A 23,698-nucleotide genomic window follows, 5' to 3' on the forward strand; every position below is an offset into this window, starting at 1 on the left:
GGGCCACCTTCTATTCTCCGCAGGCCCGCAAGAGCGCCCTCCCACCTCAAGGCATCCACCCCACCCGGTGTTCCGCGAGGCGGGCCAGTACCGCGTGATTCGCCTCCCAGCCATCCGGGAATTTCACCGTGACTCCCAGCTGGACCGGTTCCGTCGACGGGTGGTCGTCCAGCAGGGCCGGGACGCCCGCGCGGCAGACCACGATGCACGCGTGGCGGTGGCGGGAGGCCAGGACGCAGAGGCGGCCCGTTTCCAGGTGGAACGCCGTCGCGTCGGGGCGGCCCGAGAGCGGGTGCAGGACGACCGTGACGTCGAACTCACGGCCCTGCAGCCGGTTCGCCGTGTCCACGGTGACGTCCGTGACGCCGAGGTCCGCGAGTGCCGAGCGCACCGCCGCGGCCTGGTCGCGATGCGCCGTGCCGACCGCGATGCGGTCCGTCGTGAGGGGGGACGGGTCGGGGCCGCGTTCCGAGACCGTGGCCCCGCCGCGGTCCAGCAGGCGTCGTACCACCTGGGCCAGGGCCCGTACGGCCTCGGGGTCGGTGCGGGGCGTGTGCCTCGCCGGGAGTTCGAGCAGGCCCCAGCCCGACTCCGCTGCCTCGTCGATCACCCGGTCCGGGCCCGAGCCGTCGGAGGCGACCTCGAACCCCAGGCTGCGGTCGCCGTGGTCCGTGCCGCTGCGGAACGGCGTGTACGGGTAGAACGCGCCGGAGACCAGCGGCGCGGCGGACGCCGGGAGGCGCCAGGAGACCGGGAGCCGGTGCTGCGGCAGCTCGGGGTTGTGCGCCAGGAGCGTCGTCACGGCGGACGCCGACGGGTCGTACGACAGGCCCGCCCACTGCTCGGCCCCGACGATCGCGAACGGGTCGAGCTGGCCCGGGTCGCCCACGAAGAGCGCCCGCTCGAACAGGCCCGCCACGGCGAGCAGCGCGTCCGAGCGCATCTGGTACGCCTCGTCGACGATGGCGTGCTGCCAGGGGGTGATGTCCTTGACGTGCGCCCACTTCGCGGCCGTCGAGATGACGACCGGCAACGGCGCGAGATCACCGGCCTTGGTCGACTTGCGCACGTTCGCCAGGTCGTCGAGCGCCTTGTCGTACGGGTCGGGGTCGCTGCTGTGCAAGCGCCCGACGGGCAGCTCGGGGTTCTTCTCGGCGAGGCGCAGGACGAGGTCGTCGACCTGCGCGTTCGTCTGCGCGATGACCATCAACGGGCGGCCCGCCTCGGCCAGTTCGAGCGCGGCCCGGACCACGAGTGTCGACTTCCCGGCGCCGGGCGGGGAGTCCACGACGATGCCGCGGGCCGTGCCGTGCAGGGTGTCGCGGAGGATGCCGTCGGTGGCGCGGCCGGCCTCCGCCCCCGGGTCGAACGGGGTGTCGCCGTTCGTGCCGGAGCGGCCGGGCGCATGCGGTGCGGCCGTCACAACAGATCCTCCGTGGTCACGGCGTCCGGCGCCTCAGGCACCGGCACACCCGAACGGTCCGTACGCGGCGGGCCGCCGTGCGTCCACGGCGTCTCCTCCGGGTCCGGCAGCTTCGGACCGCCCCGCTGCTCGTGCTCGAAGAGCGTGAAGCACACCTGGTCACCCTTCTCCGGGACGGATCCCGGCTCCGGCTCCTTGCCGCGGCCCATCTTGTCCAGGACGCGCAGGACGACCCCGCCCTCGGCGTCGTACGACACGAACTCCGCCGCCTGAGGCTTGCCGTCGAGCGAGCGGTACACCTTCGTGCGCTCGCCGAGATGCGGCACGTCGTCGGTGCGGACGGTGATCAGTGGGCGCGGCCGGTTCTTCTCGTTGTACGCCGGGACCGACTCCGTCACCTCGCCCGCGAACGCCTCCCCGGTGAGCCGGCGGCCCGCCATGACCAGCGGGTCGTCGAGCGCCTCCTGCGCGTCCAGCCTGGCCTGCTCGCGCTCGCGCGTCGCCAGCTTGTTGGCCGCCGTCACCGCGTCGTCGCGGCGCGGCTGCGGCGGCTCGCCCGCGGCGACGCGGTCCCGGTGGCCGGTGAACGACCAGCGGTCGCGCGTCCAGCGCTCCGCGGCGCGCGGCCCCTCGGGGAGCGTGCACAGCGTGTCCAGGCCGCGCCACACCGCGTCCCACGTGGGCCGGGTGCGGCTCTCGACGAGCGCGTGGATGTCGCGCTCGGCCGCCGTCAGCGCGGCGAGCCTCGCGTCCGCCTCGATGCCGTCCTCGGCGGCGGCCAGCAGGGTGCGGGCCTTGTCGTAATGCTCGATCGCGGGAGCCAGCAGCTTGTTGTCGAACGCGGGGTCGGTGGCCGGGCCCGCGGGCGGGCAGACGAGCTGGCCGTCCTTGTCCCGGGCCAGCTCGGCGCGGAGCGCGGCCTCGGCGCCCGACGTGCCCTCCGGGGCCTCGATCCAGGCGAGCAGCGCGCCCAGGTGCTGGTCCTCCAGAGTGGACTGGCCCGTCGCCCAGTGCCGGGACAGCAGGTCCGTCATGGCGAGCAGGAGCGCGGAACCGGGAACTCTGGCCCGCTCCCCGAAGTGCGTCAGCCAGCGGCCCAGCAGCGGGACGTGCGGCGGGGCGGGATAGGGCGCCTCGGGCTCCTGCTCGGCGGTGCGGCGGAACCGCATCGAGCGCCCGAGCAGCCGCACGAACTCGATGCCGGACCGGCTCGGCAGGATCAGCTGGGGCGCGTCCGCGCACAGCTCGACCTCCACCTTGGCCCGCTTCCCGGTCGTCGGGTCCGTCTCCGCGCGCTCGGCGGCCTCGACGTCGGCCGCGAACCCGTCGACGTACGGCAGGACGATCCCCGCCAGCTCGGCGAGGAACGCGAAGCGCAGGTCACGGTCGCGGGGCTGGGGCACCACGAGCAGCCGGGGCGAGGTGCGCTCCGTGCCGACGAGCGCGCCGAGCGGAGCACCCGCCTCACCGGCCGTGATCAGCGGGACGAGGACGAGGGGGCGCTGCGACAGATGGCGGTGCCGCACGGTCGCGACCGGCTGGGCGCGCCCGCTCTGCACGGCCTCCAGACGGGCCAGATCGTTGATCAGCGGCATGCCGGCGCCGCCTCTCCGCGCGCGCCGAGCGCCTCGGCCCGCAGCCACGCCGCCCGGCGCAGCGCGGCGACCGCCGGGTCCAGCGGATCGCCGGAGTGGCCATGGGCGGCGGAGAGGACCTCGTCGACCGTGGTCAGACCGCCCAGTTCGGCGCGGAGGCCGCGGCCGAGCGAGGTGACCGCGCCCTCCTCGCGGGCCCGGTCGCGGCAGTGGAACGCCAGCTCGCACGCGGCCAGGCACTCCGGCGCGTACGTCGCGGGCACCGACTCGACCGCTTCCGTGAGTTCCTCCGCGGGTCGCGTGACGTCGAAGCAGGTGCCCTCGGGGAGCGCGTCCGCGATGTCCTCGATGCGGGTGAGCCGCTCCAGCTGCCGCCGCGTCACCGACAGCTGCTTGCGTACGTCGACGGCGGACGCCGCCGGAAGGTTGCTGAAGTCCTTGGGGCAGACGAGCAGGATCCGGTGCCTGACCTCGGGCGCCGGGTCCAGGTGCCCGGCGACCCGCTCGAGGGCCAGCACGTACACCGCGGCCTGGCGGGCCGCGGCGCCGACCTTCGCCGCGTCCGCGCTGCCGTCGATCATCGGGAAGGACTTGATCTCGACGACCGTCCACGTCCCGTCGGGGTGCACGACCACCGCGTCCGGTTCGAGGAAGGCCGGGGTGCCCGCGACGTCGAGCGCAAGCATGGGGTGCTCGAGGAACGTCCAGGCGCCGGAACCGGCCGCCTCCGCCGTCGCCTCGCGCAGCGCGAGCGCCGTACGGGCCGTGCGGCCCTCGGGTCCGACCGCCGTCAGATCCGGCGTACGCGCCTCGCCCGGCACCGGCTCGGGCCCGCCGCCCATGCGCTCGTGCACGAGTCGGAGCAGCTCCGCGCCCCCGTCGGCCTTGACCTTCGCCTCGAACGCGTTCCCCCGCGTGAACGCGAACTGCGACTGGCCGAATCCGGACGGCGCCCCGAGCGCGTCCGCGAGCAGCGCCTTGTCGACGCCCGCCCCGTCGAGCAGCGCGCGCCGCCTGCACCCCGGGTTCGCGGCGAGCGCCGCCAGCGCCCGCGCGTCGAGTGCCCGTGGCGCTATGTCGGCGCCACGCAGCTCAGCGAGCTGCTGCCGCAGCGCCGTCCCCCGCGTCGGAGGAGCGGGCACCCGGGCCGCCGCCCGGTCCTGTACTGACCTTGCGCTGTCGGGGAATTCGCTCACCCGCCGAAGTCTGGCACTCCCCACTGACAATCGAGGACGCCGCCGTGGAGGCCGGGGCGGGAGAGGTGCGGCGGGGCCGTACGGAACCGGCCGTCGGCGCCCGGCGCACCCGGGCCCGTACGAGGTCCGCGGCCCGCGTCACGCGCCGGCTCACCAGGAATCCGAGGCCCATCACGGCCGCCCCGGCGAGCGCGTCGAAGAAGTAGTGGTTCGCGGTGCCCATCACCACGAAGGCGGTGATCAGCGGATAGGCGATACCGGCCGCCCTGACCAGCGGCGTACGGCCGTGGCGCCACAGCATGACCCCGCACCACACCGCCCAGCCGACGTGCAGGCTGGGCATCGCCGCGTACTGGTTGGTCATGCTGCCGAGCCCGCGCGGGGCGCTCGCCTGGCCGCCCCACCAGCCCCACGAGCTGTACTGGGCCATGGTGTCGACGAACCCGTGGCCGGGGGAAAGCAGGCGCGGCGGGCAGGTCGGTACGAGGGCGAAGCCGATCAGGCCGATCAGGGTGGAGGTCATCAACCAGGTCCGGGCGGCGCGGAAGTGGACGGCGCGGCTGCGGAAGAGCCAGATCAGGATGCCCGGCGTGACGAGGTAGTGCAGTGAGGCGTACCAGAAGTCGGCGGGGACACCGATCCAGGCCTCGGAGGTGAAGAGACGGTTCAGCGGGTGTTCGAGGTTGAGATGGAGTGCCTTCTCGGCCCGGAGTATCGCGAGGCCGTGGTCCACGGCGGTCGACACCTCCCCGCGCACCATGAGCCGGCCCGCCGAATAGGCGGCGTACACCAGCAAGAGCACCGGCAGTTCGGTCCACCAGCGCAGCCGGTCGCCCTCTGTCGCCGCAGTGGGCGGTGCCTCGGTCTGCGACATCCCGCCGCTCCCCCTTAACTCCGTGTACGGCGGCCCGTGGCCATGTGGCTCACTTTACGGTGTATGTGTCCGCCTGGAAGGGGCGCCTCCGACCCACGAAGACGCAACGATCACCCGGGAGGTTGCCTGAATCCCGGGTGAGCGATGATGGAACGAGCGGGCGCGCCTGGCCTGACTTATCGGTACATGGCAGCCCTTTTCACCCGTCCTCGGAAAGGTCACCCATGGCACCGCGCATCCTGTTGGCCCGGCATGGACAGACGGAATGGTCACTGTCCGGACGGCACACCGGCAGGACCGACATCCCCCTCCTCGAAGAGGGACGGCGCGGCGCGAAGCTCCTCGGCGAACGTCTGCACCGGTCGCCCCTCGACGGACTCCCCGGGGCCGAGGTGCGCACCAGCCCGCTCTCCCGCGCGCGCGAGACCTGCGACCTCGCCGGCTTCGGCGACCGGGCCACCGAGTGGGACACGCTCATGGAGTGGGACTACGGCGCGTACGAGGGGCTGACCCCCGCCGAGATCCAGGAGCGGCGCCCCGGCTGGTTCATCTGGCGCGACGGAGTCCCCGAGGGCGAGACACTGGAGCAGATGACCGCGCGTGCCGACGAGGTCGTCGCCTGGGCCAGATCCGAGAACCGCGACGCCCTGGTGTTCGCGCACGGCCACATGCTGCGCTCCATCGGCGCGCGCTGGCTGGGCCTCCCGCTCGACTTCGCGGCCCGCATCCGCCTCAACCCGACGTCACTGTCGGTCCTCGGCTGGGCCTACGGGGATCCGGCGATCGAGTCGTGGAACGACATCGGCCACCTCGCGGGCCACGAGGGCTAGGGCCTCGCCGACAGCGGCGCCGGTAGGGCTCACGCCGTGCGCGGAGCCGATGCGTGCTGCTCCAGGAACGCCGAGACGCCCGACGCCCTGCGGTGCGGAAGGAGCACGCGCGCGGTGGTCGCCAGCATCGACTGGATGCGCGACGACTGGACCTCGGTCAGCAGGTGCAGGACCCGCATCCCCGCGGACGCGGCCTCGTCGGGCTGTCCGGCGCGCGCGAGGTCGTCGGCCAGCTCCGCCGTGTACAGGGCGATGTTCCGGGTGAAGTGCGGGTCCTGGAGGGCAGCTGCGCGGCGCGCGTGCCGGGCGGCGCGCGTCCAGTCGCCCAACGCCGAGTAGCACTGCGCCTCCAGGCCCTCCAGCTCGGCCTCGCCGTAGAACGTCATCCACTCCGGGTCGTCGTCCGACCGCCCGCGCGCGAAGAGGGCCTGCGCCCGGGCCAGCGCCCGCTCGCACCCCGTACGGTCCCCGAGCCCCGCCCAGCCGCCGGCCTCGCGCAGCGCGAGCAGCGAGAGCAGTCTCGGCGAGGCCAGCTGGGCCGCGACGCGCGTGGCCGCCTGCGCCGCCCGCACCGCCTCCCGCGGCCGCCCGGCGTCCCGCGCCAGGAACGCCGTGTTGCAGAACGCGTGCGCCTCGAGGGCCGGGTCGCCCGCCACGCGCGCGGTGGCCAGTGCCTCCGCGTAGTGCGAGCGCGCGTCGTCGAAGCGGCCCGAGTCGTGCGCCAGCCAGCCGACGGAGATGGCCAGTTCACCCGCCCCGGCCTGGAGCCGCTCGGCCGTGCCGGGCGCCGCCGTCCCCGCGTCGAGCAGCGCGAACGCCGTACGCAGCGGGGCCGCGGCCCTCTTGTAGAGCCCGTCGGCGCCGTGCCGGTCGTCGAGCAGCCGGATCCGGCGGATGGCCTCCTCGACCGCGCCGACACCGGCCGCGGGCGCCGCGCGCCCGCCGTGGCCCGCCGCGGTCGACTTCGCCGCGTGGGCTGCCGTGCCGTCGGCCGCGATGCCGAAGGGCGCCAGGGAGGCGATGGCCACGGTGGCCGTCCCTCCGGTCATGAATGCGCGACGCCGCACGTCGCTCTCCTCGTCGTGGTGCGGGTACTCGAACTCGGTGTGCGCGAGGGGTACGGGGTCTGCGGGGCGCGCCGCCCGGCCGCGTACGGCCGAGCGGGGCGCGAAACCCATGTCCGTGAGCGAGCGCCCGGGGAACATGTGCAGGAACACCCGCTCGTACGCGTAGTTGGGGCAGCGGATCTCGCCGGCCTCCACCCGCCCGATGTAGCGCGCGTCGCAGCTGACCCGCTCGCCGATCTCCCGGGCGGCCCGTCGCACCGCGGCTGCGAACTCGCCGGGAGAGCGCTGCCCACGCAGCCGCCTGAAGGCGAGATTCGGCCGCGGGGACTGCGTTGACGATGCCACCGGTGACGGCGTCATGACCGGGCCCTCTCGTGCGAACCGTGCCGGATCACCGGGGAGTTGGGTCTCTGTGGGCCCTGGTGCAACCCCTGTTCCGACGGGGCACGAAGGTACCTGCTGTAACGACCCCGACACACAGTGTTTAGCTACAAACCGGATATCTCACCCCGCATCCGCCATGAAGTGCCATCCTTTGCGGCGGCGTACCGCCGTAGCTGTTGACGCTTACGGGCGTTGAACCTTGCGGGGCCGGAGCGGTCGCGTTCCGGTCGTGCAACCCGTACGCGAGAGCGAGGAGGGGCTGACGTGTTGGAGGCATCACTTTCGACGGCGCGGCACCGGCCGACCCAGGACCACAGCGCGCCACCCCGTGACAGTGCGTCCTGCGACGTGGTGACCGTCCCGGCCCGGCAGGGCCTCGAAGCGGTCGACATCCTGCGCCGCGGCGCCACCGAGGCCGTCGGCCCGGTCCTGCACGACGGGGACTGCGACACCCTTGGCTTCCTCGTGCCGCCCGGCACCGCCGACGGCTGGGACGTCCCCGGCAGCGCCTGCACCCACACCCCCGCGTCGTCCTCGCAGAAGCGCGGCCCCGGTGCGGGCCCCGTGCCGCCCGCCCCCGTGGAGGGCGGCGGCTGGCTGCTCCCGCCCGGCGAGGCCGAGCTCGTCACCGACCCGACGGTCCTGAGGGCGGCACTCGACGAGGCGGCCCGCATGATCGAAGCCGCGGACAACTGCTGCTGAGGCCGCCTGCCGGGCGCCTGTGGGCCCTGGCCCAGCGGCCGCTGGGCCGACTGGTCGCCGCCCGTCGATAATGGACGGATGGCAAGGGCAAGGGCAAAGAACAAGCAGGCCGGAGCGGCCCGTGGCGGCCGGGAGGCCGTCGTCGAGGCCGTCGACGGCGGGCTCGCCGAGCTGATACCCGACCGGGACCGGCCGCGCGCCTGGACGCTGCTCGTGGACGGTGCCCCGCAGTCGCATGTCGACCTCGGCGATCCCGGGCACCTCGAATTCGAGTACCAGCGCAGGATCGGCCATGTCATCGACCTCGCCGTGGACAAGGGCCGCCCCGTGCACGCCGTGCACCTGGGAGGCGGCGCCTTCACCCTCGCCCGTTACATCGCCGCGACCCGCCCCCGCTCCACCCAGCAAGTGGTCGAACGCGACGAGGCGCTCATCCAACTGGTGCGCCGCGAACTGCCGTTGGACCCCGGCTCCCGGATACGCGTCCGCGCCGGTGACGCCCGCGAGGGTCTCGCGAAACTCCCCGACGGCTGGGCCGACCTCCTGATAGCCGACGTGTTCAGCGGAGCGCGTACGCCCGCACACCTCACCAGCGCCGAGTTCCTCACCGAGGTACGCCGCGTGGTCAAGCCCGACGGGTGCTACGTCGCCAACCTCGCCGACGGGCCGCCCCTCGCGCATCTGCGCGGCCAGATCGCCACCGCCGCGGCCGTCTTCCCCGAGCTCGCCCTCGTCGCCGACCCCGCCGTCCTGCGAGGCAAGCGCTTCGGCAACGCCGTGCTTGTCGCCTCCGGCCGGGTGCTGCCCGTTGCCGAACTGACCCGGCGCGCGGCCGGTGATCCGCACCCCGCCCGTGTCGAACACGGCAAGTCCCTCTCGGACTTCACCGGGGGAGCCGGTGCCGTCAGCGACTCGGACGCCGTCGCTTCGCCCGCTCCTCCGCCTTCCGTCTTCCGGTAGACGTTCAGTACTTGGCGACTTCCACACTCGGCGCGTGGTCGTGCCACGTGCAGAACACCGAGACCTTGTCCGTGCCCGAGGTGAACTCCACCCTGATCCACGTCGAGTCCTTCCACACCTGCACCGACCAGCCGGCCGCGGGTGTCGCCGAGACCAGCGTCGCCGAATCCTTGCCCAGGTCGAACACGGCACGGCCGCCCGCTGTCGCGTAGCCCTTCACCGTGCCGGACGCCGACGCAGACGCGGGCGGCTTCGCGGAGGTGCTCGGTTTCTCCGGGCGGCTCGGGGACGGGGTGGCCGAGCCGGGGGAGTGCGACGGCTTCTGCGATGCGGAGCGGGACGGCGACCCTGACGGTGACGGCTCCGGGCGGTGCGTCGACGACGACCGGGCCTCCACCGCTCCCGCGGCGATCGGCACCGCACGCGGCGGGTCGTACGCCGTGCCCGCCATCACCGTGTGCACGCCCCACCACGACAGCGTGACGGCCGCGCCGGTGGCCAGCAGCCAGGCAGCCGTGTGAACAAGTCCTCTGCGCATGGGGTGCATCGCGGCCATACTGCCGCACCCGCCACACCCGTGTCCCGGGGGGACCGGGGTTGCCCCGGACCTGGGCGGAAGGAGGACCGGGGTCCCCCGTATGGCGTACGGTGCCGCCCATGGCAAGTGTGCTCGTGGTCGAGGACGACCAGTTCGTGCGCTCGGCCCTCATCCGGCACCTGGCCGAGGCCTCCCACACCGTACGGAGCGTCGGCACGGCCCTGGAGGCGCTGCGCGAGGTCGCCCATTTCCGTTTCGACGTCGTGATTCTCGACCTCGGTCTGCCCGATCTGGATGGATCCGAGGCATTGAAGATGCTGCGCGGCATCACCGACGTACCCGTGATCATCGCCACGGCCCGCGACGACGAGACCGAGATCGTCCGGCTCCTCAACGACGGCGCCGACGACTACCTCACCAAGCCGTTCTCGCCCGAGCACCTGTCCGCCCGCATGGCCGCCGTGCTGCGCCGCGCGCGCTCCAGCGCCGCCGCCGAGCCGCCCTCGCGCCTCCTCCAGGTCGGCGGCCTCGCGATAGACCCGCTGCGGCGCCAGGCCGAGCTGGACGGGGCGCGGCTCGATCTCACCCGGCGCGAGTTCGACCTGCTCACCTTCCTCGCGGGCCGGCCCGGCGTCGTCGTACCCCGCAAGGAACTCCTCGCCGAGGTGTGGCAGCAGTCGTACGGGGACGATCAGACCATCGACGTGCATCTGTCGTGGCTGCGCAGGAAACTGGGCGAAACGGCCGCACGGCCGCGCTATCTGCACACCCTGCGGGGCGTCGGCGTGAAGCTGGAGCCGCCGCGGCCGGAGGGCGGGCCGGCATGAGGTGGGCCCTGGTCAAGGTGTGCCTCGCCGTCACCGCCATGGTTGTCGTCGCCTTCGCGGTTCCACTCGGCCTCGTCATCAAGGAGATGGCCAGGGACCGCGCCTTCTCCAACGCCGAGCGGACCGCCGCCGCGATCGGGCCCACCCTCTCCATCACCGCCGACCGCGACGAGCTGACCCGCGCCGTCGCCTCCACCGAGGCCGGCGCCGACGGCCGCATGGCCGTGTACATCCCGGCCTCCGGCGGCGCCCCGGCGATCCAGGTCGGCACGTCGCGCGCCGGTGACAGGCACGTCGGCCTCCGGCAGGCCACCGTCGCCGATGTGCCCGGCGGGTCCGTGTGGCTCCAGCCCATCGCCGTCAGCTCCGGCATCGCCGTCGTCGAGGTGTTCGTGCCGGAGTCCGAGGTCACCAACGGCGTCGCCACCGCGTGGCTCGTCCTGGCCGGCGTCGGCGTCGCCCTCGTCATAGGGTCCGTAGCCGTCGCCGACCGGCTCGGCGTACGCATGGTGCAGCCCGCCCAGCGGCTCGTCTCCGCCGCGCACGATCTGGGCGAGGGGAAGCTCGGGGCGCGTGTTCCGGAGGACGGGCCCACGGAACTTCGGCTGGCGGCCGTCGCGTTCAACTCCATGGCCGATCAGGTCGTTCAACTGCTCGCCAATGAGCGGGAGCTGGCGGCCGATCTCTCCCATCGGCTGCGTACGCCCCTCACCGTTCTGCGGCTCAACGCCGTCTCGCTGGGGGAGGGCGCCGCCGCCGAGCAGACCCGTGCCGCCGTCGAGCAGCTGGAGCGCGAGGTCGACACCATCATCCGTACCGCCCGCGACGCCAAGCCGCAGACCGCCGCCGCGGGGCCGGGGGCCGGGTGCGATGCCGCCGAGGTCATCCGTGAGCGCATGGACTTCTGGTCCGCGCTCGCCGAGGACGAGGGGCGCAAGGTGCGCGTCGCCGGCGTTGACCGGCCTGTACGTATCCCCGTGGCCCGGGGGGAGCTGGCTGCCGCACTCGACGCGCTGCTCGGGAATGTCTTTCGGCATACGCCCGAAGGCACCGCCTTCGCCGTCGACGTGCACAGCGGCGAGGACGCCGTGATCGTGCTCGTCTCGGATGCGGGGCCCGGGATCCTGGACCCGGACGCCGCGATGGCCCGGGGGCGGGGTTCCGGCAGTGACGGGTCCACCGGGCTCGGGCTCGACATCGTCCGTCGGCTCGCCGAGTCGACCGGCGGTGATGTGCGCATCGGGTCCTCCGTGCTCGGGGGGACCGAGGTGCGGATCTGGGTGCAGCTGGACGGGCGGGGGCCCGGGTCCCGTGGGGCTGTGCGGCGGGGGCACCGGGGTGGGGTGCGGCGTGGCCGGAAGCGGGGGGCCGGCGCCGGGTCCGGTGCCGCTGTGTAGTCGGGTGGGACCTCATCGTTTCGGGGTTGGTCTCTACCTTTAATCCGTTCCGATGGCTTCCTTAAGCCCTCCATAAGAACCTCAACCGCCGGTACTGGTGCCCCATTTGCCAGGTTCCGGATCGCTAGCGTGCTGCCGCACCCCCACCCCCGTACAGCTAAGGCAGGCACGCGATGAGCAGCACGCACCGGCGCAGGGTCAGCGGCAGGAACAAGGCGATAGGCGGGCTCGTCGCCGCGGCCGTCGTGGGCGGCGGCGCCTTCCTGTTCTCCGGTACGGCGCAGGCCGCGGGCGTCGGCGCCGCGTACACCAAGACCAGTGAGTGGTCCGGCGGGTACACCGCCCAGTACGTCGTCAAGAACGACTCGGACAAGGCCCAGTCGGACTGGAAGCTGGAGTTCGACCTGCCGTCCGGCACCAAGCTCGGCTCCCTCTGGAACGCCGAGTCGTCCGTCTCCGGCTCGCACGTCACCGTGAAGCCCGCCTCCTGGGACAAGGAAGGCATCGCCGCTGGGAAGTCCGTGACCGTCGGGTTCGTCGTCACCGGCGACTCCGATCCGGCCGGGTGCCTCATCAACGGGGCCAAGTGCTCCGTGGATGACGGGGCCACTCCGGAGCCCAGCGGTCGCCCCACGGAGTCCGCGACGCCCACCCCGAGCGCCAGCGCCTCCGCTTCAGCGACCGCCAAGCCCACCGCGACCGCCACGTCGACGGCCGGCCCCTCGCCGTCCTCGTCCTCCGGTACGGGTTCTGGCACCACGGCCGCGGGCGGCTTCGCCCCGTACGTCGACACCTCGCTCTACCCGAAGTTCGACCTGGTCGCCTCCTCCAAGGCCACCGGCGTCAAGGAGTTCAACCTCGCCTTCATCACCTCCGGTGGATCCTGCACCCCGAAGTGGGGCGGCGTCACCGACCTCGGCAGTGACGAAGTCGCCGCGCAGATAGGGGACTTGAGGGCCTCCGGCGGCGACGTCCGGGTCTCCTTCGGCGGCGCATCCGGCACCGAGCTGGCGCAGGCCTGCTCCTCGGCCTCCGACCTCGCGGCGGCCTACCAGAAGGTCATCGACCAGTTCAAGCTCACCAAGGTCGACTTCGACGTCGAGGGCGGCGCCCTGCCGGACACCGCCGCCAACACCAAGCGCGCCCAGGCCATCGCCACGCTGCAGAAGAACAACCCGGAGCTGAACGTCTCCTTCACGCTCCCCGTGATGCCCGAGGGCCTCACGTCCGACGGCGTGAACTTCCTGAAGAACGCCAAGTCCAACGGCGTCTCGACCGACCTCGTCAACATCATGGCGATGGACTACGGCGCCTCGTACAGCGGCGACATGGGCACGTACGCCGAGCAGGCCGCTACCGCCACGCAGGCGCAGATCAAGAGCGCGCTCGGGCTGTCCGATGCCGCTGCCTGGAAGGCCGTCGCGGTCACCCCGATGATCGGTGTCAACGACGTCTCGTCCGAGATCTTCAAGGTCGACGACGCCACGCAGCTGGTCACCTTCGCCAAGGAGAAGGGACTGGGCGGTCTGTCGATGTGGTCCGCCACCCGCGACAAGGCGTGCGAGGGCGGGGCGTCCAACTCGGCCCAGCCGACCTGCTCCTCGATCGAGCAGTCGGCCAACGCCTTCCAGAAGGCCTTCGCCTCCTTCAAGTAGCCCCCCGCGGGAAGCTGCGCGCCCCGGCCGGATCCCCATCCCCCACTCGGCCGGGGCGCGCCTTTGTGTTCCGGTCCGTTCTGAGGGGTGCCGTCGCATTGGTGCGGCTCGCGTTCTGGGTGCGCCGCCGTTTCGCCGGGTTTGTTGTCGGGTGCGGGGCCGCGGGGGCATGTACGTGCTCGCTGTTCTATGAGTGCTCGTCAGCGAGTTGGTTGCCCGGATGTGGTGCTGGTGGCTGCGCGCACATGCCCCACGTGCCCTCCCCTCTCGTACGCGGCTGACCGCCGGTGCTACTTCTGCGGTGGGGGCGGGAGCGTGTTGGTGCGTGACGCTTGCGCGTACCAGTGCGCGCTCGACTTCGGCGTACGTTTCTGGGTCGCGTAGTCCACGTGGACCGCCCCGAAGCGCTTCTCGTAGCCGTACGCCCACTCGAAGTTGTCCATCAGCGACCAGAGGTAGTAGCCACGGACGTCCGCGCCGTCCTTGATCGCGCGGTGTACGGCGGACAGGTGGCCGTGGAGGTACGCGATGCGCTCCGGGTCGTGGATCCGGCCTTCCGGGTCCGGCTTGTCGTCGTACGCCGCGCCGTTCTCCGTGATGTACAGCGGCAGGCCCGGCGCCTCCCTGGTGTAGCGCATGATCAGGTCGTGCAGGCCCGTCGGGTCGATCGTCCAGCCCATCTCCGTGCGCTCGCCCGGGGACTGGTGGAACGCGATGTCATCCGCTCCCGGCCAGGGCGAGTGGTCGCTCGCCCCGTGGCCGTCGGCCCGGGTGGCCGGTGCTGACGGGGCCGCGGAGACCAGGGACGGCGTGTAGTAGTTGAGGCCCAGGGCGTCCAGGGGCTGGTGGATCGCCGCCAGGTCCGTCGTGTGCACGAACGACCAGTCCGTGATCCTCGCGGTGTCCGTGATCAGGTCCGCCGGGTACTCCCCGTGCAGCATCGGGCCGTGGAACACGCCGTTGGCCAGGTTGTCGATGCGGCGTCGGGCGTCGTTGTCGGCCGGGCTCTCGGGTGAAAGGGGCCTGACCGTCGAGGAGTTGAGGCTTACTGCTACTTCCGCTCGGGATGGCAGCGTCTGGCGCAGTGCCTGTGTTGCCAGGCCGTGGGCCAGGTTGAGGTGGTGGGCCGCTCGGAGCGTTGCCGCCGGGTCCGTCCTGCCTGGCGCGTGCACACCCGAGCCGTAGCCCAGGAACGCGCTGCACCACGGCTCGTTGAGCGTGATCCAGAAGTCCACCCGGTCGCCCAGCGCCTCGCCGACCATGCCCGCGTACTCCGCGAAGCGGTACGCCGTGTCGCGTGCCGGCCAGCCGCCCGCGTCCTCCAGTTCCTGCGGCAGATCCCAGTGGTAGAGGGTCAGGGCCGGCTTGATGCCCTTGGCCAGGAGTTCGTCCGTCAGGCGTCGGTAGAAGTCCAGGCCCCGCTGTACCGCGGGGCCGCGGCCCGTGGGCTGCACCCTCGGCCACGAGACCGAGAAGCGGTACGTGCCCAGGTCCAGGTCCTTCATGAGCGCCACGTCGTCCCGGTAGCGGTGGTAGTGGTCCACCGCTATGTCGCCCGTCTCACCGCCGGCCGTTTTGCCCGGCGTGTGGCTGAACGTGTCCCAGATCGACGGCGTCCTGCCGTCCTCCCTCACCGCCCCCTCGATCTGGTACGCCGATGTCGCCGCCCCCCAGAGGAAGTTCGGCGGGAACGTGGGGGTGGCGGGGGACGCGGGGGTGGGATCTGTTGTGGGTGTCTGGGTAATGGGCTCAGGCATGGAAGCGCTCCCATCGGTAGGAAGTTTGTGGGGTGGGGCCGCCGCTTGCGGCGGCCCCCAAAAACGTCAGCCCTTTACCGCGCCCTGCATGATGCCGCCCACGATCTGCTTGCCGAACAGCAGGAACGCGATCAGCAGCGGCAGCGTGCCGAGCAGGGCACCGGCCATGATCACCGAGTCGTCGGGGATGTAGCCGGTGCCCAGTTGGTTGAGGGCCACCTGGACCGTCGGGTTCTCTCCGTTGAGCGCGATGATCGGCCACAGGAAGTCGTTCCACGCCATCACGAACGTCAGCAGCCCGAGCACCGCCATCGCCGGGCGCGCCGCCGGGAAGACCACGTGCCAGACGACCCGCAGACTGCTCGCCCCGTCGACCCGGGCGGCCTCGATGAGTTCGGTGGGCAGCGCCTGGACCAGGTACTGGCGCATGAAGAACGTACCGAAGGCGCTGACCAGGGTCGGCAGGATGACCGTCTGCAGATGGTTCGCCCAGCCCAGGTCCGTCATCCACAAGTACAGCGGGACCACCGCGAGTTGGGGCGGGATCATCATCGTGCCGATGGTGATCAGCAACAGCGTGGTCGAGAATCGGAAACGTAGTTTGGCGAAGGCGAAACCGGCGAGCGTGGAGAACAGCACCGTGCCGACGGTGATGGTCGCCGCCACGAGGATGGTGTTCCACATCGCGGTGCCCATGCCGGCCTGGTTCCAGGCGGTCTCCAGGTTCTTGAACAGGTTTCCGCCGAACCAGAAGGGGGGTGGTGTCTGCGCGAGGCGGGTGTTGGTGCGTGAGGCCGCGATCGTCGTCCACAGCAGCGGGGCGAGGGAGATCACGGCGAACAGGATCAGCACGAGGTACGTGACCGGCCCCGCGTGCAGCTGCTTGCCCGCGCCCAGGATCCGCCGCCGACGCGGCGGTTCGGCGTCCTGCGCGACCTGAGGCGGTGTCGCGTCGGTGATGGTGGTCATTGGGATTTCCTCAGCCGTCGGGTGATCAGCAGGTTGACCGCGGCCACGATGAGCAGGATCAGGAACATCGACCAGGCGATCGCGGACGCCTTGCCGAGGTTGCCGACGATCCAGCCCTGGTCGTACATGTACAGGCCGAGCGTCTGGTACTGGTGCTCGGACCCGCCCTTGGTGCCGCTGACACCGCCGAACAGCAGGGGCTCGCCGAAGAGTTGTGTCGCACCGATCGTGGAGACGACCACCGTGAACAGGATCGTCGGACGCAGCATCGGAATGGTCACGTGCCGGAACTGCTGCCAGCGGTTCGCGCCGTCCAGGGCCGCCGACTCGTACAGGTCGGCCGGGATGGCCTGCATCGCCGCCAGATAGATCAGCGCGTTGTATCCGGTCCACCGCCAGATCACGATCGAGGAGACCGCTGCTTGCGAACCCCAGTCGGATTCACGCCAGTTGACCGGGTCGATGCCGACCAGGTCGAGCGCCCAGTTGATCATGCCGGTGTCGGGCGAGAAGAGCAGCACGAAGACGAGCGTCGCCGCCGCCACCGAGGTGGCGTACGGGGTGAGCATGACGACGCGCCACACGGTGGAGCCGCGCAGCCGGTAGTTGAGCATGTGTGCGAGCCAGATCGCCGCGATCAGCTGCGGCACGGTCGAGATCACGCCGATGGTGAACGTGTTCTTCAGCGCGTTCCAGAAGAAGTCCGACTGGAAGAGGTTCGTGTAGTTGTCCAGGCCCGCCCAGGTCTGGCCGTCCAGGTTCGACAGCTGCACATGGTGCAGCGAGTACCAGGCGGTGTAGAGCAGCGGCACCATTGAGAAGGCGCCGAAGATGATGAAGAAGGGGGAGATGAACGCGTACGGGGACGCCTTCATGTCCCAGCGGTACAGCCGGCTGCGCCAGGCGCCGGCGCCCGTCGGCGCCGTACCGCGGCCCTGAGCGCCCCGGGCCGCGCCCGGCTCCTGGGAGCCGGGCGCGGTGTCGGCGCTCGTCGCGGACTGCGCGAGAGCCTCGTCGGAGCTGGTCACTGGTCGAGCACGTCCTTGACTTCCTTGGTGGCCGCGTCCCAGCCCTGCGCGGGCGACTTGCCCTTCTGCTCGACCTGGAGGATGCCGGTGTCGGTGATCGCGGTGCCGATCGGCTGGTCCTTGATGCCGAAGACCTGGACCGGGATGGTCTTCGCCGAGTCGGAGAAGATCTGTGTCAGGGGCGCGTCGGAGAAGTACGCGGTCGTCGCGGCCTGCGGCTTCAGGTCGGCGTACGCCGAAGGCATCGACGGGAAGCTGGCCTGCTTGGCGAAGACCTTCGCCTGCTGCGCGGGCGCGGTCAGCCACTTCGCCAGCGCGATGGCCTCCTTCTGGTGCTTGCTCGCCGTCGGCACACCGATGAACGAGCCGCCCCAGTTGGCCGCGGTCGGTGCGGCCGCCACGTCCCACTTGCCCTTGCCGGCGTCACCGGACTTCTCCTGGATGTAGCCGAGCATCCACGCGGGGCAGGCCACCGTGGCGAAGGTGCCGTTTGCGAAGCCCTGTTGCCACGGTTTGTCGAACTGCTTCAGCTTGGCCGACATGTTGCTGGTCGCCACCTCCATGGCGGCGTTCCAGGACTTCTTCACCCCCGTGGACTTGTCCCAGATGACGCTGCCGTCCTTGTCGTAGTACCGCTGCTTCTCGCCGCCGAGCGCCGCGTTGTACACGGAGGACGCGGAGTCCACGTACTTGGTCTTGCCCGGCGCCTTCTTCATGTACTGCTTGCCGAGGTCGACGTACTTGCTCCAGTCGCCCTTCCACTGCGCGGCGAGCTTGGTGCGGTCGGTCTCCAGGCCGGCCTTCTCGAACAGGTCCTTGCGGTAGCAGATCGCCATCGGGCCGACGTCCGTGCCGAGCCCGATGAGCTTGCCGTCCTTGGTGGTGGCCTGGGCGTTCTTCCAGTCCAGCCACTGCGACTTGTCGACCTCCTTGCCGAGGTCGACGAACTTGTCGGCCTGCGTCTGGACGGCCTCGGTGATGTTGCCGACCTCGATCGCCTGGATGTCGTCCGTGCCGGATCCGGCCTGCAGCCGGGTAAGCGTCTTCGGCCAGTAGACGTCGGTGCGGGTGGTGACGTTCTCCTTGATCGTCACGCCCGGGTGCAGCTTCATGTACTCGTCGTAGAGCCCGGCCTGCTTGTAGCCGAAGACGCCGAACGTGCCGATCGTGATCGTGGTGCCGCCCTTGTTGCCGCCACCCCCGCTCGAACCGCCGTCGGATCCTGAGTCGTCATCGGTCGCGCATCCGGCGAGCAGCCCTGTGGCCAGGGCGGCGACGACCGCGAAGGTCATCGCGCGTCGGGACGTGCGGGCAGTCGTGCGCATTGCGTCCTCCAAAGTACTCACTTGCTCTGAAGTGCCAACCCCGGCCAACTGCCTTGTTACGCCCGTTTGTTCACGTGCGGCTCGGGCGGGGAACGTGCGGCTTCTGTAGGCGTCCAGTAGAGTGGGAGCGCTCCCACCGGTGATGTGTTGAAGAGTCGTCGCTCGGCCCGGGGGTGTCAAGACACCCGGCAGTGACAACTTGGCGCGGTTATAGGGCTGTTAGATTCCGCGTGAGACTTGGGGAGGTAGGAGTCATGGCGGCTCGCGGCACACACAGCAGGCGTCCGACTCTTGAGGAGGTCGCCGCCCGCGCGGGTGTGGGCCGGGGCACGGTCTCCCGGGTGATCAACGGATCGCCCCGGGTGAGCGACGCGACCCGCGCCGCGGTCGAGGCCGCCGTCGCCGAGCTCGGCTACGTACCGAACACGGCGGCCCGCGCCCTCGCCGCCAACCGCACCGACGCCATCGCCCTCGTCGTGCCCGAACCGGAGACACGTTTCTTCGCCGAGCCCTACTTCTCCGACATGCTGCGCGGCGTCGGCGCCCAGCTCGCCGAGACCGAGATGCAGCTCCTGCTGATCTTCGCGGGCAACGACCGGGAGCGGCAGCGCCTCGCCCAGTACCTCGCGGCCCACCGCGTCGACGGCGTCCTGCTGGTGTCCGTCCACGCCGACGACCCGCTGCCCGATCTGCTCAGCCAGCTGGAGATCCCCGCCGTCATCAGCGGCCGCCGCTCCGCCGCCGAGACGCTGCCCTCGGTGGACTCCGACAACTTCGCGGGCGCGTACTCGGCCGTCGAACACCTCCTGAGCCGCGGCCGCACCGCCATCGCCACGATCACGGGCCGGCTCGACGTGTACGGCGCCCAGCGCCGCGTCGACGGCTACCGCGCCGCCCTCGGCGCGGCCGGCCGCGAGGTGGACGAGCGGCTCATCGTGCCGGGGGACTTCACTGAGGAGGGCGGCCGGCGCGCGATGACCGAGCTGTTGGAGCGCTGCCCCGAAGTGGACGCGGTGTTCGCCGGGTCGGACGTGATGGCGGCGGGCGCCCGCCAGGTGCTGCGCGAGGCGGGGCGCCGTATATCCGACGACGTCGCCCTGGTCGGCTACGACGACTCGGCGATCGCCCGGCACATGGACCCGCCCCTGACCAGCGTCCGCCAGCCGATCGAGGAGATGGGCCGCGCCATGATCGACCTGCTCCTCGCCGAGATCGCCGACCGCCGCCCGGTCGCGTCCCGCGCACTCGACGGCCGCCAGCTGGTCCTTCCGAACGAACTGGTGGAGCGCGCTTCGTCCTGAGGGGTGCGCGTCGGCCTCAGGCGTGCGTGTCGTCCTGAGCGGCGCGGGGTGCCACAACGATCAAGGCCCCGGTTCTTTCGAACCGGGGCCTTGATCATTCAGGGTGAGTGACGGGACTTGAACCCGCGGCCACCTGGACCACAACCAGGTGCTCTACCAACTGAGCTACACCCACCATGTCCGGTCGTTTGTGTTTCTTCCGACCGGCCGAGAAAAAGTGTACAGGGTCCGAAGGGGTGCTCGCGCACGCCTTTTCCGGACCCCGTACACAGGGGACGGAAACGCGGTGCGAGCTGCTATTCCGCAGGCAGCGCGTGCTTGGCCGCGATCTTCTTCGCGGTGTCGGAGTCGGGTCCCGGCTGCGGGACGAAGACCGCCTCGCGGTAGTAGCGCAGCTCGACGATGGAGTCGCGGATGTCGGCGAGCGCGCGGTGGTTGCCGTTCTTGTCCGGACTGTTGAAGTACGCCCTCGGGTACCAGCGGCGCGCCAGTTCCTTGACCGAGGACACATCGACGATCCGGTAGTGGAGGTAGTCCTCCAGCGTCGGCATGTCCCGGAGCAGGAAGCCGCGGTCGGTGCCGACCGAGTTCCCGCACAGGGGCGCCTTGCCCGGTTCCTTGACGTGCTCGCGTACGTACGCGAGCACCTGCTCCTCGGCGTCGGCGAGCGTCGTGCCGCCCGCGAGCTCGTCGAGGAGGCCCGAGGCGGTGTGCATCTGCCGCACCACCTCGGGCATGGTCTCCAGGGCCTCGGCGGGCGGGCGGATCACGATGTCCACACCGTCGCCGAGTACGTTCAGCTCAGAGTCGGTGACCAGTGCGGCCACCTCGATGAGCGCGTCATTCGCCAGCGAGAGCCCGGTCATCTCGCAGTCGATCCACACCATGCGATCGTTCATACGCCTTACCCTACGGCGCACTCCTCTGCCCGGGCAGACTCGCACGCCCCGCCGCATACGCGTCCGAGCTGGGTTTGCCCGGATCTGTCGGCAGTGAGGCGGTGGGTCCCGGGTAGGTTCCGGCCGCCGCGGTGCGCCGTGACTGGGCCGGGACCGGGGTCTCCGGTCCTGGCACCGCCGCGATCTCCACCGGCTTCTCCGGCTGCGGTCTGCGGGCCCGGTAGGCCGCGCGGTACGCGGCCGGGGACGAGCCGAGCTGGCGCCGGAAGTGCCCGCGCAGGGCGACCGGTGAACGGAAGCCGCAGCGCCCGGCGACCTCGTCGACCGAGTAGTCGGAGGTCTCCAGGAGCCGCTGGGCCTGCAGCACCCGCTGGGTGATCAGCCACTGCAGGGGAGCGCTTCCGGTGAGGGAGCGGAACCGGCGGTCGAAGGTGCGGCGGCTCATATAGGCGCGCGCGGCGAGGGTCTCCACGTCGAACTGCTCGTGGAGGTGCTCCAGCGCCCAGGCGACGACCTCGGCCAGCGGGTCGGCGCCGATCTCCTCAGGTAAAGACCTGTCGAGGTAGCGCTCCTGGCCGCCGCTGCGGCGCGGCGGGACCACGAGTCTGCGGGCGAGCGCTCCGGCCGCCTCGTTGCCGTGGTCCGTGCGCACGATGTGCAGACACAGGTCGATACCGGCCGCGGTCCCGGCGCTCGTCAGGACGTCACCGTCGTCCACGAAGAGCTCGCGCGGGTCCACGTGGACCGACGGGTAGCGCTTGGCCAGCGTCGGCGCGTACATCCAGTGGGTGGTCGCCGGCCGGCCGTCGAGCAGGCCGGCCGCGGCGAGCACGAAGGCGCCGGTGCACAGTCCGACGATGCGCGCGCCTTCCTCGTGCGCGCGGCGCAGCGCGTCGAGGGCTTCCTCCGGTGGCGGCGAGGTGATCGACCGCCACGCGGGCACGACGACGGTGCCCGCCCGCGAGATCGCGTCGAGCCCGTGGGGCGCGGTGAGTTCGAGGCCGCCCGTCGTGCGCAGCGGGCCTTCCTCGCCAGCGGACACCAGCAGCCGGTAACGCGGTACCCCGGCGTCCTGGCGGTCGATGCCGAACACGGAGAGCGGAATGGAACTTTCGAAGATGGGTCCGCCGCTGAACAGCAGCACCGCGACTATTTCCCGGCGGCGTCGCCCGGAAAGCTTCCGAGCTGCGGCCTCCGGCGCAGCAGTGGAGTCGTGGCTCATCCCGCTAAGCCCCCCTCGGTGGTCGCGGCGCCCTTTGTAGTGTGACGGGCTTGTCGCTCCAGCACGTTTCCCCTCGGTCCTGCAGAGTCCCCCGCCGATGGACAGTCATGATCGAATCTACTGTGTCCGGTGGTCCCGTCGTGACCAGTTGAGGATCCGGCAGATTGTCGACATGGCAACTTGGCGTGAAGCATTCGATCACGAAGCGTGGCACTCAGGGGCGTTGCAGGGAAGTGCGCCTCAACTCAGTGGCCGGTCCCCGTAGGGTGCAAGCGCCTTCTACGGTCCTTTCATGCCTGGTGGCACGGGGGTTGGAGGCGGGTGACGGCAAGAAATGCATGGCCGGGCGAAGTTGGCTGAAAATATACGCAGTAGTGCGCGGGAACCAGTCAGCCCCCCGGCGCACATCATCCCGTGCGGCGACCGCCCTTGCGCGCCCCCGGCACCGTCCTGCCGCGTCGGCCCCTGTGATCGCAGGACCGTACCGGAGCCGGCCGCGCCGCGCTCCGTTCGGACTGGCGCAGCAGCACCCGGCAGACCCCGGTCACCGCGGCGAGCCCGAGCGCCGCGCCCATCGCCCCGGCCAGTGAGAACCCGTATCCCACCAGGACGACCGGGACCAGGACGCAGCTGAACGCCGCCCAGCGGACGACGTCGCTCACCGTGTCCGTGCGGGACGCCTGCGTCGCCTCCCGTCGGCCCTCGGGCGGCGGCTCCTCGCATGGAGCGTCGGCGGACGGGTACACGATGGACGGTCCGGGCACGGCGCGCTCCCTGTTGCTGTGGGTACGCACGTTCAACGCGTGGTCGTGCGACCGGTCACTCGGCCGAACCGGGGGTGCCGGTACCGTACCCAAACCGTCTGTACGGGGCAGCAACCATTGCCATACGGGCGCGGCCTCGGGCATGCTCCCCTGAACGCCGCGGAGCGTGCGCTTAACCGGGCAGACGACTCTGGGCAGAGGAGGAGTGTCGCCGTACCCTTGGGGGTATGGGCTTGGGAAGATGATTCCCGGACACAGCTCCGCCGCTCCCTGTCGTCCCTCCACCGAGGATCCGTCGAGGATCCAGAGGACCTAATCGCCGAGATACCCATGGCCGGTCACGAATTCCCTGAACCCGCGGACCGCAAGCGGCAGGTCGCCGATCCCACGGCGACCCCCCAGGCGGCGGAAGAAACACGTCAGTCCTGCGATCCCGCCTTCAAGCACGGAGTGGTCGTCGGCTTCGACGGCTCGACCTCCAGCGAGCGGGCCCTCGCCTACGCCATCGGCATGGCATACCGTTCGGGCTCCGGCCTGATCATCGTCCACGTCGCCAACCGGTTGCCCACCACGGTGTGGGCGGGCTGCGAGCCGCCGGTCTTCGTCGATGTGCCGGACCACCGCACCGAGGTGCTCGGGCTCGAACTCGCGTGTGCGGAGTATCTGTCCGAGGTGCCCTGGATTCTCGTCGAGCGCGGCGGCGACATCTGCCACGAACTCGAAGAGGTGGGCCGGGAGTACGAGGCCGACGCGATCGTCGTCGGCTCCACGCACGGGATCGTCGGCCGGATCTTCGGCTCGGTCGCGGGACGGCTCGCGCGGCGCGCCAGGCGCCCGGTCATAGTCATCCCGTAACTCCCTTGAGCCCCAGGTGAGATGGGCGAATCCTACTCGCGCGTAGAGGTGCTTTGTGCCTTTGTGAAGGGTACATACCGGTCGCTGGACCATCGCAGGGCCCAGTACCGCGCGCAGCACAACTGCACCC

The 23,698-nt window shown here is 71.2% G+C and carries 21 protein-coding genes and 1 tRNA gene; 8 read left to right on the plus strand and 14 right to left on the minus strand.

Annotated features, from left to right (window positions below; translation table 11 throughout):
- Nucleotides 1-46: 46 nt before the first annotated feature.
- From CG723_RS15935 to CG723_RS15950, 4 genes are read right to left on the minus strand one after another with little or no spacing between them, the layout of a single operon-like run.
- Nucleotides 47-1,423 carry an AAA domain-containing protein gene (locus CG723_RS15935; protein WP_100594062.1) on the minus strand — a complete coding sequence of 459 codons (1,377 nt, stop codon included), beginning with the start codon at nt 1,421-1,423 and terminating at the stop codon, nt 47-49.
- Entirely contained in the window at nt 1,420-3,018 is a 1,599-nt protein-coding gene (locus CG723_RS15940; RefSeq protein WP_100594063.1) for a hypothetical protein, read from the minus strand. The genes CG723_RS15935 and CG723_RS15940 overlap by 4 nt, the downstream gene beginning before the upstream one ends.
- Complete coding sequence (locus CG723_RS15945; protein WP_100594064.1) at nt 3,009-4,160, minus strand: hypothetical protein; 1,152 nt, start codon at nt 4,158-4,160, stop codon at nt 3,009-3,011. Before CG723_RS15945 ends, CG723_RS15940 begins: the two co-directional genes overlap by 10 nt.
- Nucleotides 4,111-5,088, minus strand: coding sequence for a phosphatase PAP2 family protein (locus CG723_RS15950; RefSeq protein WP_100594065.1), 978 nt, complete (start codon nt 5,086-5,088; stop codon nt 4,111-4,113). The genes CG723_RS15945 and CG723_RS15950 overlap by 50 nt, the downstream gene beginning before the upstream one ends.
- A gap of 224 nt (nt 5,089-5,312) precedes the next feature.
- Between CG723_RS15950 and CG723_RS15955 the strand changes: the two genes are divergently transcribed.
- Nucleotides 5,313-5,918, plus strand: a complete 606-nt coding sequence (locus tag CG723_RS15955; protein ID WP_100594066.1) for a histidine phosphatase family protein — start codon at nt 5,313-5,315, stop codon at nt 5,916-5,918.
- A 29-nt stretch (nt 5,919-5,947) separates the two neighbouring features.
- Here CG723_RS15955 and CG723_RS15960 read toward each other — a convergent pair whose 3' ends face one another.
- On the minus strand, nt 5,948-7,345 hold the full coding sequence (locus tag CG723_RS15960; RefSeq protein ID WP_100594067.1) for a transcriptional regulator: 1,398 nt from the start codon (nt 7,343-7,345) through the stop codon (nt 5,948-5,950).
- Nucleotides 7,346-7,633: 288 nt separating this feature from the next.
- Between CG723_RS15960 and CG723_RS15965 the strand changes: the two genes are divergently transcribed.
- Both CG723_RS15965 and CG723_RS15970 read left to right on the plus strand, forming a co-directional pair.
- Nucleotides 7,634-8,071 carry a hypothetical protein gene (locus CG723_RS15965; RefSeq protein WP_100594068.1) on the plus strand — a complete coding sequence of 146 codons (438 nt, stop codon included), beginning with the start codon at nt 7,634-7,636 and terminating at the stop codon, nt 8,069-8,071.
- A 78-nt stretch (nt 8,072-8,149) separates the two neighbouring features.
- On the plus strand, nt 8,150-9,031 hold the full coding sequence (locus CG723_RS15970; RefSeq protein WP_100594069.1) for a spermidine synthase: 882 nt from the start codon (nt 8,150-8,152) through the stop codon (nt 9,029-9,031).
- A 4-nt stretch (nt 9,032-9,035) separates the two neighbouring features.
- On the opposite strand, the gene CG723_RS15975 is transcribed toward CG723_RS15970, so the two are convergent.
- Entirely contained in the window at nt 9,036-9,569 is a 534-nt protein-coding gene (locus CG723_RS15975; RefSeq protein WP_199841801.1) for a hypothetical protein, read from the minus strand.
- A 119-nt stretch (nt 9,570-9,688) separates the two neighbouring features.
- On the opposite strand from CG723_RS15975, the gene CG723_RS15980 reads away from it, so the two are divergent.
- The 3 genes from CG723_RS15980 to CG723_RS15990 all read left to right on the plus strand — a co-directional run bounded on the left by CG723_RS15980 (nt 9,689) and on the right by CG723_RS15990 (nt 13,448).
- Nucleotides 9,689-10,396 carry a response regulator transcription factor gene (locus CG723_RS15980; RefSeq protein WP_199841786.1) on the plus strand — a complete coding sequence of 236 codons (708 nt, stop codon included), beginning with the start codon at nt 9,689-9,691 and terminating at the stop codon, nt 10,394-10,396.
- Entirely contained in the window at nt 10,393-11,793 is a 1,401-nt protein-coding gene (locus tag CG723_RS15985; RefSeq protein WP_100594070.1) for a sensor histidine kinase, read from the plus strand. The genes CG723_RS15980 and CG723_RS15985 overlap by 4 nt, the downstream gene beginning before the upstream one ends.
- A 173-nt stretch (nt 11,794-11,966) precedes the next feature.
- A complete protein-coding gene (locus CG723_RS15990; protein ID WP_100594071.1) occupies nt 11,967-13,448 on the plus strand; it encodes a glycoside hydrolase family 18 protein in 1,482 nt (493 codons plus the stop codon).
- A 290-nt stretch (nt 13,449-13,738) separates the two neighbouring features.
- Here CG723_RS15990 and CG723_RS15995 read toward each other — a convergent pair whose 3' ends face one another.
- The 4 genes from CG723_RS15995 to CG723_RS16010 all read right to left on the minus strand — a co-directional run bounded on the left by CG723_RS15995 (nt 13,739) and on the right by CG723_RS16010 (nt 18,527).
- A complete protein-coding gene (locus CG723_RS15995; RefSeq protein ID WP_100594072.1) occupies nt 13,739-15,205 on the minus strand; it encodes a GH1 family beta-glucosidase in 1,467 nt (488 codons plus the stop codon).
- A 66-nt stretch (nt 15,206-15,271) separates the two neighbouring features.
- Nucleotides 15,272-16,174: a carbohydrate ABC transporter permease gene (locus tag CG723_RS16000; protein WP_100594073.1), complete on the minus strand. Its 903-nt coding sequence runs from the start codon at nt 16,172-16,174 to the stop codon at nt 15,272-15,274.
- Nucleotides 16,171-17,202, minus strand: coding sequence for a carbohydrate ABC transporter permease (locus CG723_RS16005; protein ID WP_100594074.1), 1,032 nt, complete (start codon nt 17,200-17,202; stop codon nt 16,171-16,173). The genes CG723_RS16000 and CG723_RS16005 overlap by 4 nt, the downstream gene beginning before the upstream one ends.
- Nucleotides 17,199-18,527 carry an ABC transporter substrate-binding protein gene (locus CG723_RS16010; RefSeq protein WP_100594075.1) on the minus strand — a complete coding sequence of 443 codons (1,329 nt, stop codon included), beginning with the start codon at nt 18,525-18,527 and terminating at the stop codon, nt 17,199-17,201. The genes CG723_RS16005 and CG723_RS16010 overlap by 4 nt, the downstream gene beginning before the upstream one ends.
- 254 nt (nt 18,528-18,781) lie before the next feature.
- On the opposite strand from CG723_RS16010, the gene CG723_RS16015 reads away from it, so the two are divergent.
- Nucleotides 18,782-19,828 (plus strand): LacI family DNA-binding transcriptional regulator, encoded by a 1,047-nt coding sequence (locus CG723_RS16015; RefSeq protein WP_100594076.1) that lies wholly within the window; start codon nt 18,782-18,784, stop codon nt 19,826-19,828.
- A 102-nt stretch (nt 19,829-19,930) separates the two neighbouring features.
- On the opposite strand, the gene CG723_RS16020 is transcribed toward CG723_RS16015, so the two are convergent.
- From CG723_RS16020 to CG723_RS16035, 4 genes are all read right to left on the minus strand, one after another.
- A tRNA-His gene (locus tag CG723_RS16020) sits at nt 19,931-20,003 on the minus strand.
- Between the two features lie 121 nt (nt 20,004-20,124).
- Nucleotides 20,125-20,727, minus strand: a complete 603-nt coding sequence (orn, locus tag CG723_RS16025) for an oligoribonuclease (RefSeq protein ID WP_100594077.1) — start codon at nt 20,725-20,727, stop codon at nt 20,125-20,127.
- A gap of 10 nt (nt 20,728-20,737) precedes the next feature.
- Entirely contained in the window at nt 20,738-21,949 is a 1,212-nt protein-coding gene (locus CG723_RS16030; protein ID WP_100594078.1) for a helix-turn-helix domain-containing protein, read from the minus strand.
- 407 nt (nt 21,950-22,356) lie between these two features.
- Nucleotides 22,357-22,713 (minus strand): hypothetical protein, encoded by a 357-nt coding sequence (locus tag CG723_RS16035; protein ID WP_442802561.1) that lies wholly within the window; start codon nt 22,711-22,713, stop codon nt 22,357-22,359.
- A 330-nt stretch (nt 22,714-23,043) separates the two neighbouring features.
- Between CG723_RS16035 and CG723_RS16040 the strand changes: the two genes are divergently transcribed.
- Nucleotides 23,044-23,568, plus strand: a complete 525-nt coding sequence (locus CG723_RS16040; protein ID WP_100594079.1) for a universal stress protein — start codon at nt 23,044-23,046, stop codon at nt 23,566-23,568.
- Nucleotides 23,569-23,698 lie beyond the last annotated feature (130 nt).

The sequence above is a fragment of the Streptomyces sp. CB01635 genome (assembly GCF_002803065.1).
In the GTDB taxonomy this organism is placed as follows: Bacteria; Actinomycetota; Actinomycetes; order Streptomycetales; family Streptomycetaceae; genus Streptomyces.